General features: G+C 69.3%; 12 protein-coding genes. 1 reads left to right on the top strand and 11 read right to left on the bottom strand.

Translation table 11 applies throughout. From position 1 onward, the window contains the following. Window positions 1–26: 26 nt before the first annotated feature. Together RPIT_RS01455 and RPIT_RS01450 are read right to left on the bottom strand one after the other, a co-directional pair. A complete protein-coding gene (locus tag RPIT_RS01455; RefSeq protein WP_077339850.1) occupies window positions 27–1,631 on the bottom strand; it encodes a DoxX family protein in 1,605 nt (534 codons plus the stop codon). Between the two features lie 112 nt (window positions 1,632–1,743). Beyond that, a complete protein-coding gene (locus RPIT_RS01450) occupies window positions 1,744–2,895 on the bottom strand; it encodes a DNA polymerase III subunit delta' (RefSeq protein ID WP_077339848.1) in 1,152 nt (383 codons plus the stop codon). Between the two features lie 54 nt (window positions 2,896–2,949). On the opposite strand from RPIT_RS01450, the gene RPIT_RS01445 reads away from it, so the two are divergent. Then, window positions 2,950–3,663, top strand: a complete 714-nt coding sequence (locus tag RPIT_RS01445; protein WP_162274462.1) for an FMN-binding negative transcriptional regulator — start codon at window positions 2,950–2,952, stop codon at window positions 3,661–3,663. A 506-nt stretch (window positions 3,664–4,169) separates the two neighbouring features. Here RPIT_RS01445 and tmk read toward each other — a convergent pair. The 9 genes from tmk to RPIT_RS01400 form a co-directional block, all read right to left on the bottom strand. Continuing rightward, on the bottom strand, window positions 4,170–4,787 hold the full coding sequence (tmk, locus tag RPIT_RS01440; RefSeq protein WP_077339846.1) for a dTMP kinase: 618 nt from the start codon (window positions 4,785–4,787) through the stop codon (window positions 4,170–4,172). Next, window positions 4,784–6,166 carry a hypothetical protein gene (locus RPIT_RS01435; protein WP_077339844.1) on the bottom strand — a complete coding sequence of 461 codons (1,383 nt, stop codon included), beginning with the start codon at window positions 6,164–6,166 and terminating at the stop codon, window positions 4,784–4,786. The genes tmk and RPIT_RS01435 overlap by 4 nt, the downstream gene beginning before the upstream one ends. A gap of 32 nt (window positions 6,167–6,198) precedes the next feature. After that, complete coding sequence (topA, locus tag RPIT_RS01430; RefSeq protein WP_077344157.1) at window positions 6,199–8,853, bottom strand: type I DNA topoisomerase; 2,655 nt, start codon at window positions 8,851–8,853, stop codon at window positions 6,199–6,201. Between the two features lie 68 nt (window positions 8,854–8,921). Further along, complete coding sequence (locus tag RPIT_RS01425; RefSeq protein WP_226996307.1) at window positions 8,922–9,650, bottom strand: AAA family ATPase; 729 nt, start codon at window positions 9,648–9,650, stop codon at window positions 8,922–8,924. Between the two features lie 2 nt (window positions 9,651–9,652). After that, window positions 9,653–11,122, bottom strand: a complete 1,470-nt coding sequence (locus RPIT_RS01420; protein WP_077339842.1) for a DUF7059 domain-containing protein — start codon at window positions 11,120–11,122, stop codon at window positions 9,653–9,655. 139 nt (window positions 11,123–11,261) lie between these two features. Continuing rightward, on the bottom strand, window positions 11,262–12,311 hold the full coding sequence (mgrA, locus tag RPIT_RS01415) for an L-glyceraldehyde 3-phosphate reductase (protein WP_077339840.1): 1,050 nt from the start codon (window positions 12,309–12,311) through the stop codon (window positions 11,262–11,264). 61 nt (window positions 12,312–12,372) lie between these two features. After that, a complete protein-coding gene (locus tag RPIT_RS01410; protein ID WP_077339838.1) occupies window positions 12,373–12,738 on the bottom strand; it encodes a hypothetical protein in 366 nt (121 codons plus the stop codon). Beyond that, entirely contained in the window at window positions 12,735–13,058 is a 324-nt protein-coding gene (locus tag RPIT_RS01405) for a TadE family type IV pilus minor pilin (RefSeq protein WP_143028268.1), read from the bottom strand. Before RPIT_RS01405 ends, RPIT_RS01410 begins: the two co-directional genes overlap by 4 nt. A 29-nt stretch (window positions 13,059–13,087) precedes the next feature. Next, window positions 13,088–13,312, bottom strand: a complete 225-nt coding sequence (locus RPIT_RS01400; RefSeq protein WP_077339834.1) for a DUF4244 domain-containing protein — start codon at window positions 13,310–13,312, stop codon at window positions 13,088–13,090. Window positions 13,313–13,471 lie beyond the last annotated feature (159 nt).

The following is a 13,471-nucleotide window of genomic DNA, read 5'->3' as shown; positions in this document are numbered from 1 at the left end:
CCGACGAAGCAGTGGGGGGCTGAGGCTTAGCTGTACTTGGCCTCGCGGGCCGTCTCGCGGGCTTTGACGACGGCGCCGTCGATTCCGAACCGGCCACCGCCCAGGCTGAGCAGTGCGATGCCGACGGCCGCCAGCAGCAGGTCGTGGTCTCCGCGGAAGCCCTCCATGTTCTCCACGAAGATGCTGAACTGCCCCCACCGCAGCAACACGAGCGACGCCACGGCGACCGCAGCGATGAGGAAGCCAACCACCCTCACCGCGAGGCCGATCACCAACAGCACCGCCATGGCAGCCAGGCCGAAGCCGACGATCCAGGCCACCAGCCGCGGCTCGGGGATCAAGGGCTGCTGGGCGAGGTAGTCGGTGGTTGCGTCGATCGAGTTGAGTACCTGATAGCCGACGACACCGAGGATCAGCGCGGTGACGAGTCTCAGGACGAAGAGGCCGAAACTCCCGAACGGACCGACTCCGCGTCGGATCGGGCGCGGATCCCGGGTCGCGTTGGCGTCGGACGTCGCCACCATGCCCAGCCTGGAGGCGCGCGCCTCGCGCTCGGCCTGGAGTTCACGGGCAATCCGTTCCTCGTCGGCTCGCTCCTGCTCGACGGTGCGGCGCGCGGTGGCAGCATCGAGGATCTGCGTCTCGTCGGACTCACCGCGGTAGAGACCCGCCATCGCAGCGGATCCCACGGCGGCCCCGCCGACAGCGCCGGCGGCAAGGCTGCCGTCCCCGGTCGGCGTCACGGATGCCGGCGTGATGTCCGAATGTCCGGGACGGCCGAAGGCCGCCACTTCCGGGTCGGAGGGCTCGCTGGGGCTGAGGTGGTGGACGGCGGTGGCATCGGGGTCGTCCTCGTAGTGCGGTCCGTCGTCGGTGGCCGCCGGCTCCGCCACCCCCTGCTCGTCCTCGGCAACGGAGTCGGCAGGGGCCTCGTCGATGTCGCCGGCCTCCTGGGCTGCCCAGGCGGCGTCGTCTGCGGTCTCGTCCCCAGGGATGGCGGTCGCCGCCACGTGCTGGGTGGACTCGTCGTGCAGGTGGTCGTCTGCGGCGGGATCGACCTGATCCCAACCGTCAGCGTCGTCCCGGTGGTCGTCGGCCGCGGCCTCCTCGGCCCCGACGACCGGCTCGCCGTGCTCGTCCGCGAGCACCGGCGCCGGGATGCTGCCGGCGTCCTGGTCGGTGCGCTGCCAGGAGTCCGCGGCGCTCTCCTCATCGGGAGCGGGCACGGGACGCTGGACCGTCTCGTCGATGAGGTCGTCAGCCGTCTGCGGGGACGCGACGGCGACAGGATCGCCCTCGGACACGAGATCGTTGGCGATGACGGGCTCGTCGTAGACGCCCGGACCGGCGAACTCCACGGCCTCCCCCTCAGCGCTGGCGTCGTCAGCGGGCCCACTGTTGTCGGGCTCGGGTTCGTCGTTCATCGGCCCGGTGGTCTCGTCCCCGTCGAAGACCTCCGGGGCGGTGGGCTGGACGGTCGCGTCCGTGTCCGCCTGTGGGCTGGGCACTGGCACGGCCTGCTCGGCCGCGTAGTCGTCCCACTGTTCGAGGGGCACGCCGTAGTCGTCTTGCTCGGCCTCCCACTCCGCGTCGCGGGGGGTGCCTTCCTGGACCCAATCATTGTTCGACATTTCGATCCCCTCTGGATTCTGGGCACACGTCCCGCCCATGGTGGCATCGAAACCCGGTTCGACGCCGTGGGACACGCCCGTCCGGCATCGGATCCCCCGCGGACAGGTGCCGTCAGGAGACCTTGCGGGCGGCGGCGAGCCCGATGAGCAGGGATTCCAGTGCCAGTAGGGGCGCGACGTTGCCCTCCAAAGCGGTCCGCGCCTGGAGGATGGCGTCCAACGCCCGCACTGTGTGCTCCGGCCGCGTCTGCCGGGCGAAGGGCTCGATTTCGTCGGCGAGGTCCGAGTTCACGAGCGGCACGCCCGGCGCGGTCTGAGCCGCGAGGACGTCGCGGTAGTAACCGGTCAGTTCGGTCAGCACGCGGTCGAGCGCGTCGCGCTGGATCCGCTTGACCCTCGCCTTCTGCTGATCCTCCAGTTCGCGGACGGCGGCCTGGGCGTTGCGGGGCTTGGCCCCTCGCCCGCCGAGGCCCATTGCCGCCTGGAGGCTGGCCAACTCGCGGGCATCGAGTTCGGCCGTGGCCTGGGCAGCTTCGTCGGCGGCGGACGACACGAGGTTCTCGGCAGCGTCCAGGCAGGCTGTCACGGAGGTCAACCGGCCTGGCAGGGCGAGGATCTCACGGCGCCGAATGCGGGCCTCCTCCGAGCGGGCCAGCATGCGGGCTCTCCCGACGTGGCCCTGGGCGGCGCGCGCCGCGTGGGCGGCCAGAGCCGGGGAGATGCCGTCGCGGCTGACGAGCAACTCGGTGACCGCGTCGTCGCTCGGCGTCACGAGCTTGATCTCCCGGCACCGGGACCGGATGGTCACGATGACGTCGTCGGCGCTCGGCGCGCAGAGCAGCCACACGGTCCGGGCAGCCGGTTCCTCGAGCCCCTTCAGCAACGCGTCAGCCCCCCGCTCCGTGATGCGGTCCGCGTCCTCGACCACCACGATCTGGTAGCGCTGTTTCACAGGGGACATGTTGGCTCGGCCCACCAGCGCGCGGACCTCGTCCACGCCGATGGACAACTGCTCGGTGCGAAGGAGGGTGACATCGGGGTGCGCGGCGCTGAGGGTGGTCCGGCACTCCTCGCACTCCCCGCAGCCGCCCCGCGGACACTGCAGGGCTGCGGCGAAGGCCCTCGCCGCGTTGGAGCGGCCCGAACCAGGAGGGCCGACGAACAACCAGGCGTGCGACATGGCGTGGCTCTTCCCATCCACGGCCCGGCGCAGCGTCGCGACGGCGCGCTCCTGCCCGATCAGCTCCGACCACACGTCACCCATGCGCCCCATCCTGCCATTGTCGGCCGACAACACCTCGCCGGTAGGGTGGCCGACGTGGAGCCACAGGGACCAGAGAGCTACGTCTACCTTCCGGCGAGCCAGAGCGAGGCCGACGCCGCGGCGTGCCGCGAGCTCCTGGAGCAGGTGGGGGCGGGGCTGTGGATCACGGAGGGCCCCGGGGTGCCCACCGCCACGCTGCTGCCGACCCTGTGGAGCGGCGATCGGCTGATCTCACACGCGTCAGCGGCGAATCTCCAGTTCCCGCCCGGCACAGATCGCGTGGCCTGCCGGGTGGTGGTGCAGGGTCCGCACACCTACGTCAGCCCACGCTGGTATCCGAGCGTGCAGCCCGGGACCGCCAGAGGTCGCGCCACGGGCCGCGCGGTCGGGACGTGGGACTACGAGCAGGTCCAGTTCGCCGGCTGGCTCCGCACACACACCGATCCCCGGCGACTTCGTGAAGAGGTCCGCGCGCACGCCGAGTGGTTCGACGCGCAGCGTATGGCCGACAGCACCGTCGGGCCCTCCGACGCTCAACGCGGCCCCTGGCGCCTCGACGAGGCCCCGCGTGAGTTCATCGAGGCGATGCTGCGCGGGATCGTCGGCCTGGAGCTGGAGATCACGGACGTGGTTGGCCGGTTCAAGCTCTCGCAGAACCGGACCCAGGGCGACCGTGACGGCGTGGCCACCGGCCTGCGGGAGCGCGGCCGCGACCAGGACCTCGCCATCGCCGACGCGGTCGACCGGGCGACGCCTCTTTATCCCTAGGGAAGTGGTCCCTGAGCAGCGACGAGCGCTCAGCGCGAGGAACGCCCGTCGAAGGGCGGTCCCTGAGCAGCTCGCGAGGAACGAGCGAGCGTCCGTCGAATCGGTCCCTGAGCAGGGCCAGCTCGCTCTGCGAGCAGCCCGTCCGTCGAAGGGTAACGACCCCGCGCCCTCCCGCCGCCCCCGACCACAAAGGCGGCGACCACAATCACGGCCGTAACCCTTCGACAAGCTCAGGGAGCAGAGGGGACAAGCTCAGGGACCTGATCCCTGAGCAGCTCGCGAGGAACGAGCGAGCGTCCGTCGAAGGGTAACGGCCTCATCGCTTACCACCGCCCCCGACCACAAGGGCGGCGACCACAATCACGGCCGTCACCCTTCGACAAGCTCAGGGACCACGGACCGACAAGCTCAGGGACCACGGACCGACAAGCTCAGGGACCACGGACCGACAAGCTCAGGGACCACGGACCGACAAGCTCAGGGAGCGCGGACCGACACACTCAGCGTCAGCGCGGCGCCAGTTGTTCAGCGACGCGCGTGGCGATCGTGGCGGCCAACTCCTCGCGCGTGAGTCGGGCGTCCAGCACGAGGTAGCGGTGGGGATCGGCGGCCGCGAGATCGAGGAAGAAGTGCCGAGCCCGTCGGTGCAGGTCGATGCCCGCGTCCTCGAGCCGGTCCTTCTCGGCGATGGTCTCGACCGCGTCCGTCGGATCGGCGTCGAGCAGGATGGTCAGGTGTGGACGCAGCTGACCGACCGCCCACCAGGCGATGGTGGAGACCTCGTCGATATCCAGGGCGCGGCCAGCGCCCTGGTAAGCGATCATCGAGTCCACGTAGCGATCGCTGATGACCACCTCGCCGCGCTCGAGAGCCGGCCCGATCAACTCGTAGACGTGCTGCGCCTTGTCCGCGGCATACATGAGGGCCTCCGCGCGCGCGGAGACGTCGCCGGATGAATGGTCCAGCACGAGGCGACGCAGCTCGGCGCCGACCGGGGTGCCGCCCGGCTGGCGGGTGACGACGTGGGCGATGCCGCGAGAGGACAGCCAGCCGGCGAGCCGCTCCACCTGCGTGGACTTCCCGACTGAGTCTCCCCCCTCGAAGGCAATGAAGATCCCTGTCAACGCTTGCGCTCCCGCCTACGCCTCGCCTTGTCCACCAGTTTGCGGGCTTCCCGGAAGAGCTCGGGCCACCGGTCGACGAACTCCTGCCGCACGTCGGCGATGCCGGCACGTTTCCGCTCGGTCTCCCGACCCAGCTGGTAGGCCTGCGCCGCGCTCAACCCGTCAAGTTCGGGATCGCCCACGAAGGCGCCCAGCGCGCCTCGGCGAAGACCTTCGGTGACCTCGCCCAGCATCCGGGCCATCCGATCCCTGCCCTTGGGCAACACGGGAGCGGCCACCTCGAGCACGACCTCCAACTGCTCGGCCGCGCGGAGCGCCCCGTGCCACACCTCGTCAGGAGAGTCGACCGCCAGTCCGCGGCACCGCTCGGCCAGGATCACCGTCGCCTGCTCAGCTTTGTCGAACAGCACCCGGGCCGCTGGCTCGTGGGCCAGGTCACCGAGCTGGGGAGCGCGCGCCGCCCCGACCAGCGCCTCGATGACGTCGAGCACCGGGGCCTCGATGTCGGCCGGCGAGGTGAACGGGAGGCCGTCCAACGCCCGCTCGATGTCCTCCCGCCAGGAAGGCTCCAGCACCGAGGCAAGCCCACGCAGGTCCCGCCCGAAGGCCCACAACAGTGCGTCGACGTGCGCCACATCGCCGTCGCCTGCTCGTCTGGCAAGCTCGGCGCGGACGATCTGGTCGAGGTGCCGGGTGAACACGGCCGAGACGTACTCCTCCAGGGTGGCGTCCGGGCCCGGGTCTCGCGGGCGCGGGAAGCTGGTCAGCCCGGTCGCGGGCGCCCCGATGCGGCTCTGCGCGCTGGGGAACGCGTCGACGACCGTCGCCCCGACGGCCAGGCCCGAGCTCAACAGGAACTCGCGTTGCTGGCCGGTGAGGAGGCCGGTGGGCGTGATCTCGATCTCGCGGTAGCGCGAGGTGATCATCCCGCTGCGCGTCACCGTCACCCGCTCGTCGCGCACAAGTGCGGCGTCCTCCCCCTCCTCGGAGCGCAGCGCCCACTCGTCGCGCTCGAGCTCGAGGGTCGCGAGCGTGCCGAGCACGCCTCGCCTGAGGATCGGCCGGATGAGCCTCGTGAAATCGTCTGGTAGGTCCCCGCTGGCCCCGACGGGCTCGACTCTCGACTCCGGCAGCGCCGGGCCCCACCCCGGCGCGCTCAGCAGCCATTCACCGCGGCCGTCGACCACCCGGTGGGCGACGGTGACGCCGGCCCGCTGCAAGCGCGCGTCCGGGGCGTCAAGAACGGTGACGGTCACCTCGCAGCTCTGCCCCGGATGCTTGACGATCCGCGGCAACCCGACCGCCCCCGACGTCAGCTGGGGAGCGTCCGAGCTGAACGGCACGTCGAGCCGCAACGCTCCCTTGACCTTCTTGCCCATGGCCTCAGCCTAGTGGTGCCGACTCGGCTGTCTTAGGTGGTCTTCTTGCGCGACGTCGTGGTCTTCTTCGCCGTCGACTTTCGCGCCGCCGGCTTGCGGGCGGGCTTCTTGGCAGGGCCCTTCGCCCGCTTCTCGGCGAGCAGTTCGAAGGCCCGCTCGGGAGTGACCGACTCCGGGTCGTCGTCCCGCCGCAGGGTGGCGTTGGTCTCGCCGTCGGTCACGTACGGGCCGAACCGCCCCGACTTGAGCACGACGGGCTTGCCGGAGGCAGGGTCCTCCCCGAACTCCTTCAAGGGTGCCGCGGCCGCCGCCCGCCCACGGGTCTTGGGCTGGGCGTAGATGGCCAGCGCCTCCTCGAGCGTGATCGTGAAGATCTGGTCCTCGGCCGTGAGCGAGCGGGAGTCGGTACCTCGCTTGAGGTAGGGGCCGTAGCGCCCGTTCTGTGCGGTGATCTCGTTGCCCTCGGAATCCTTGCCGACGACCCGTGGGAGGTTCAGGAGCTGCAGGGCGATCGGCAGGTCGACGTCGTCGAGGCTCATGTCCTTGAAGAGCGACCCGGTGCGCGGCTTAGCCGACTTCGGCGCATCCTCCGGCAGGATCTCCGTCACGTACGGCCCGTAGCGACCGTTCTTCGCCACGATCATCGTGCCGGTCGACTCATCCACGCCGAGCTCGCGCTCTTCGTCCAGCGGCCGGCTCAACAACTCCTCGGCCACGTCGACGGTGAGCGCGTCGGGTGCCATGTCCTCGGGCACGTTGGCGCGGCGACCGTCGGAGGACTCCACATAGGTGCCGTAGCGGCCCACCCGGACGTCGATCCCGGAGTCGCCAAGCGGGAAGGTGGACAGTGCCCGCGCATCGATGTCGCCCAACTCCGTGACGAGGGTCTCGAGGCCGTGGTGGGCGCTTCCGTCCGGTCCGCGGTAGAAGTCGGACAGGACGCCCAGACGCTCCGCCTTCCCGGCGGCGATGTCGTCGAGCCGGTCTTCCAGTTGGGCGGTGAAAGCGTAGTCGACCAGCTCGCTGAAGTGCTCCTCCAACAGCCGCGTGACGGCGAACGCCAGCCACGTCGGCACCAGCGCTGAACCCTTCTTGAAGACATAGTCGCGCGCCGTGATCGTGCGGATGATCGACGCGTACGTGGACGGGCGGCCGATCTCCAGCTCTTCCAACTTCGCCACGAGCGACGGCTCGGTGTAGCGGGCAGGGGGGCGTGTCTCGTGCCCGACGGCGTCGACCTTGGCGACCGCGAGTTCCTGCCCCTTGGTCAGGATCGGGAGCCTGGTCTGTGCGTCGTCGGACGCGGAGTCGTCGTCGACGCCCTGCACGTAGGCCTGCAGGAAGCCGGGGAACGTGATGGTCCGGCCCGATGCCACCAGGCCTGAGGTGGTGGCCCCGTTCGCAACCGGGCGGTGGGTGGCGTCGATGCGGATGGACAGCGACTCTCCCCTCGCGTCGGCCATCTGCGAGGCAAGGGTGCGGCGCCAGATCAACTGGTACAGACGGTACGGGTCTCCGCTGAGCCCGGTCTGATCCGGGTGGGCGAACGTGTCACCGGCGGGGCGAATGGCCTCGTGCGCCTCCTGCGCGTTCTTCACCTTGGAGGCGTAGACGCGCGGCTTCTCCGGCAGGTACCGCTCGCCGTAGAGCTCCTTGACCTGTTCGCGGGCCGCCCTGATGGCCTGCCCAGCCAGCGTCACGGAGTCGGTTCGCATGTAGGTGATGAAGCCCTTCTCGTAGAGCTCCTGGGCCACCCGCATCGTGCGCTCGGACGTGAAGCCGAGCTTGCGGCCGGCCTCCTGCTGGAGCGTGGTGGTGCGGAAGGGCTCGTAGGGGCGCCGCGTGTAGGGCTTGGAGTCGACCGACGATACGACCAGGCGCGCCTCGCGCAGAGCCTCGGCGAGCGTTCGCGCGGCCTCCTCGTCGAGCACCAGCGCATCCTGCGACGTCAGCTGTCCGGAGGAGTTGAAATCCCTGCCCTGGGCCACCTTCGCGTCCCCGACCGTCGCGAGCCGGGCGGGGAAGTTGCGTGGGTCGGCGTCCGCGCCGGCGTCCAGCACCGTGTCGAGATCCCAGTAGGACGCCGTCACGAAGGCGATTCGCTCGCGCTCCCGATCGACGACCAGGCGGGTCGCGACCGACTGGACTCGGCCCGCGGATAGCCTCGGCATGACCTTCTTCCACAGCACCGGGGACACCTCGTAACCGTAGAGGCGGTCCAGGATGCGGCGCGTCTCCTGGGCGTCGACGAGGTCGACGTCGATGTCGCGCGGGTTCGTCACCGCCTCCTCGATCGCAGACTTGGTGATCTCGTGGAAGACCATGCGCTTGACGGGAACCTTGGGCTTCAGCTCCTCCATGAGGTGCCACGCGATGGCCTCGCCTTCGCGGTCACCATCGGTGGCCAGCAGGAGTTCATCGACTCCCGCGAGCTTGGCTTTGAGGTCCTTGATGGTCGACTTCTTGTCCGCGGACACCACGTAGATCGGCTGGAAGTCGTTGTCGACGTCGACTCCCGTCCGAGCCCACGACTGCCCCTTGTACTTGGCAGGCACCTCGGAGGCCGACGTCGGCAGGTCGCGCACGTGGCCCCGGCTGGACTCGACGATGTAGTCGCGGCCCAGGAAGCCGGCGATCTTGGTCGCCTTTGTGGGCGACTCGACGATCACGAGACGCTTGGATGCCATGAAATCAGCCCTCCGGTCGGGAAACTTCTCGAACAATAGCCTGTGCGGTCAATCGCGTTGCACAGGCATCAGCGCAGATGCCGGAGGAAGCGTTCCGGATCGGCGAGGAAATAGCGCTCACTGATGACCGCCTCCAGATCGCCCCACGCGGTCTCATGGAGGCCGTCCCCGTCGAGTTCCAGGATGGTGGCGCCCGGCAGCGCGGCAAGCACCGGCGAGTGCGTCGCCAAGACGATCTGGGCACCCGGCTCGGCGAGGAGGTCCATGAGGGTCGCGAGCACTCGCAGACTTGAGTTGAACGACAGCGCCGACTCCACCTCGTCGAAGAGGTACAACCCCGGCCGGGGACCGCCGGGCCCGAAGCAGCGGGTCTCGATCAGCTCGACGAAGCCCTCCCCGTGACTCCTCGTGTGAAAGGAGGCCATGCCCACGTCCTCCAGGTAGGAGTAGAAGCTGTGCATGGTCTCGGCCCGGAGGAAGTAGCCGCCCTTGCTGGCCCCGCCGCCGCGCACGACCTGCAACTGCGCCGACAGATCCGACTCTGTCCGTCTGGTGGAGTGCATAGCACCCGTCGACCCGCCCTCCGGGTTCAACCCGTAGCCCTCGGCGAGTGCTTCGACGAGGGTGGACTTCCCGGACCCGTTCTCGCCCACCAGGACAGTGGCCTGCCCGAGCGCAAGCCCCTCCCGGAGGACCTGGCGCACGGCAGGGATCCGGTAGGGCCATCCCCTCTCGTCCCACGAGGCCCCGTCGCGAGGGCTTAGCTCGCGCACCGGGCGGGGGATCGGGATGGCCACGGTCAGAGGACCAGCATCTGGTCGAGGAGCGCGGCACGCACCTCGGGAATCACCGCGGCGGCCACTTCGGCCGGATCCTCGTCCAGCACCTGCGCCACGGCGGCCGTCACCTGGCCGAGGGTCAGATCGCCGTCAAGGGCTCCCAGTACCGCGGCTAGCGTGGTGTCGGCCCTGATCGCGCGGAGCAGGCCCACCCTCTGCCGAAACACGATGTGCTCCGGGTCTCCGGCGCCCGGCCGCCCCACGGTCTCCTCGTCGACGTCGATCAGACGGGGGCGGGTGTCCAGGAGTTCGTCGACGGGAAGCAGGTGGGCGTCGACAGCGGCGCGGTGCCTCTCGAATACCCCACCGACTGGCTGGGCCACCGCGTGGGGCCAGCTCTCGAACCTCCGGAACGGCTCGGGACGGTCTGCGCGGGTGATGAGGATCCATCCCATCCCCACCGACCTGATCCCCAACCGGTTGAAGTACGCGAGCCACTCGTCGTAGGCAGTCCGCCATCCGGGGGTCCCGGCCAGCCCGGCGTCGGTCAACCACATTTCGATGTAGGAGTACACGTCCAGACGTTCCCGCTCGATCACCCAGGCGTCGCACTCCTGCGGAATCCACGCCGCCAGTCGCTCCTGCCACGGTTCGTCGAGGACAGCCCAGTTCGTGAGGAGCTGCAGGCTTCCGCCGGGGTTGAGGTGATTCCCGGCCCCTCGGACGAGACGTTCGACGAGCGAGTCGCCCTCGAAATTGGCCTCGCGGTACGCCAAGGTCTCGGCCTCGGCCCGAGGTGGGCTCATGACGAAGGGAGGGTTGGACACGATGAGGTCGTAGCGTTCCCCCGCCACCGGTTCATAGAGCGACCCGAGCCGCAGATCGACGTCAACCTGATTGAGGTCGGCCGTCAGCGCGGCGAGGTCGAGCGCACGTCCATTGACATCGGTGGCGACGACGCGTCCGCAGTGGCGCGACAGGTGCAGCGACTGGACGCCGCAGCCGGTGCCCAGATCAAGCGCCGAGGAGACCTCGCTCCGCATGGTGATCTGGGCCAGTGTCGACGACGCCGGGGACACGCCCAGGACATAGTCGGGGCGCGTCGGCTCCATGGAGTGGTCGAGCCCGGGCGTCGGGTCGGCGACCACCCAGCCGGTCGCGCCGTCGTCGGGCGACCCGTAGGGGCGGATATCGACAAGGGCTCGCACCTCGACGCCGACGTCCAGGTATCCGGCCCGTCCGAGCTGCCCGAGGTCGAGGACCTCGCGAAGCTGATCCGCCGGCACCTTCTGCTGCAGGATGAACAGCCGGATCAGGCTGGCGAGCGGATCGGTGGCGCCGTTCAACGCCACGTCGGCCGGCACGGTGCAGTTACGTCGGAGCCCGTCCTGCCCGGCTTCGCCGATGCGCTCCAGCACCCCTTCCACCGTGAATCCTGCGCCGTCCAGGTGGTTGCGTAGCTGGATCGCGTCGACATCTGTGACATGCATGGGGCGAGTCTAGGGAACCACTTCCCTAGGGAACCGCGGATCCAGGCCGGTCGCGGTGAGGCCGTGCCGGGCGCGATGAGTTACTGAAAAGCTGACGACCCCGCCAGGCATGCCTGGCGGGGTCCGAAAGGGGTGGATGTCAGCTGACGGAGTCAGTGGCCCCCTGCCAGAGGTTGACCCCCTCGACGCCGCCGTGCTCGTCGATCCGCGAAAGCTCATCGTCGGTGAAGTCGAGGTTGTCGAGCGCGCCGAGGTTGTCGTCGAGTTGCTTGACGGAGGAGGCTCCGAGGAGGACCGAGGTGACTGAAAGCCCGCCCTGGTCGCGCAGAGCCCATGCGATCGCCATCTGCGCCAAGGACTGGCCCCGCTGCCCGGCGATGTCGTTGAGCGCCCGCAGATGCGCGATGTTCTCATCGCTCAGCAGATCAGCGTCCAGAGACTTCCCCTGGGCGGCCCGCGAGTTCTCCGGGACACCGTCGAGGTACTTGCTTGTCAGCATCCCCTGGGCGAGCGGCGAGAAGGCGATGATGCCCATGCCTGCCTGCTCGCAGGCCTGCAACACGTTGGGCTCGCCGTCCTCGATCCAGCGGTTGAGGACCGAGTAGGAGGGTTGATGGATCACGAGCGGAGTCCCGAGATCGCGGGCGATCTTCTGCGCCTGCAGCGTCAGCGTCGCAGAGTAGGACGAGATGCCGGCGTAGAGCGCCTTCCCCGATCGGACAGCCTGGTCGAGGGCCGCCATGGTCTCTTCGATGGGCGTGTCGGGATCAGGGCGGTGGTGGTAGAAGATGTCGACGTAGTCGAGCCCCATCCTCTGCAGAGAGTCGTCGAGGGAACTCAGCAGGTATTTCCGGGAACCCCCGAACCCGTACGGACCTGGCCACATGTCCCATCCGGCCTTCGACGAGATGACGAGCTCGTTGCGGTACGGCCTGAAGTCGTCGGCGAAGATCCTGCCGAAGTTGGTCTCCGTGGAGCCGTAGGGCGGACCGTAGTTGTTGGCGAGGTCAAAGTGCGTCACTCCCCGGTCGAAGGCGTGGCGCAGGATCTCGCGCTGGTTTTGGATCGAGAAGTCATCTCCGAAGTTGTGCCAGAGCCCCAGTGAGATGGCCGGAAGCTTCAGGCCTGAAGTGCCGAGTCGGCGGTAGGGCATGGATTCGTAGCGATCTTCCGCAGCGATGTAGGTCATAGAGCCAGCCTATTGCGCACCGGAGGGGGTGGCGTCGGGAACGGTATCTTCCACGACGGCGTTACGCGGTCCCCACCGTCCCGGCGGCCGCTACGCGGAGAACTCGCCTCGGCGCGCCGGGAAATGCTCCTTCGAGTTCAGCGGCAACCGTCACCTCGACCACCACGTGCGAGCCACCTCCCCTGACGACGCAGGCGTGAACGGGAAAGCCGTTGCGCCCCGCCGTCGCGGCGGCGGCGCGGCAGGCGTCCTCCCCGGTCACCGCGGCACTCGCGCCGGCCAGTGCCGCCAGTTCGGCCACCTGGTCAGCACTGCGCACCGCGCCGAACCAGCTGATCACCAGGACCCCGGAGAGGAGCACGGTTGCGATCACGGTGAGCATCGCAGCGAGGAGCACCGAACCCGCGCTCCCCCGCTCCCCTCTCATGGGGGACTGATCCCCGGCTCGTACGCCGCCCAGGCGTCGGCGCTGAGCGTCACCGTACCGATGAGGGGGAGCTCCCGGTCCACCGAGACCACGACCCCCACACCCTCCGAGCCCCACTCCCACTCGATCGACGAGCCGGACGGCGCCCTCTCCGTGGCCGCACTGACCTGCGCCTCGTCCCCACGGGCGGCCTGGCGAGCCAGCTGGGCGCTGGACTCCGCGCAGGCCGCCTGGGCGACCCCGAGCAGTGAGATTCCCACCAGGACCACGGTCACCACCATCGCCAACGTGATGCCGACGGCGAGTTCAATGGTGACCATCCCCCGCTCCCGGGGCCGACCTGCCATGGTCAGCCGTTGCCCTTCACCATGCGAGCGAAGATGCTGATGACGTTGTTGAAGAGCGTCTCGAAGAGCCGGTTGTCGTTGAAGATGCGAAGGAGAAGCAGCGCTGCGGTGGCGGCGCCCAGGAGTCCGATGGCGTACTCGACGGTGGTTAGGCCCCGCTGCGCCAGCAGCCTGGTGCTCAGTTGGGCGGCCCGGGCGCGGTGGGCGAGGGGAACGAGGTGGTGCATGACTATTCCTTTCGGCGGGCCGGCTGCCTGTCAGCCGACGCACCGGCATTAATCGCCACGGCAGTGCCGCATTTCCCGGCGCCCGGTTCGGGTGTGGACAACCCCGCATCCCCCTCGCCGGGGTCGCGTCCTGAACCGATCAGCTTGGGAGAAAACGAG

It is taken from the genome of Tessaracoccus flavus (assembly GCF_001997295.1).
Classification (GTDB): Bacteria; Actinomycetota; Actinomycetes; order Propionibacteriales; family Propionibacteriaceae; genus Arachnia; species Arachnia flava.
Note: the sequence above shows the minus strand (reverse complement) of the source record. Positions and strands in the feature narration are given on the sequence as shown.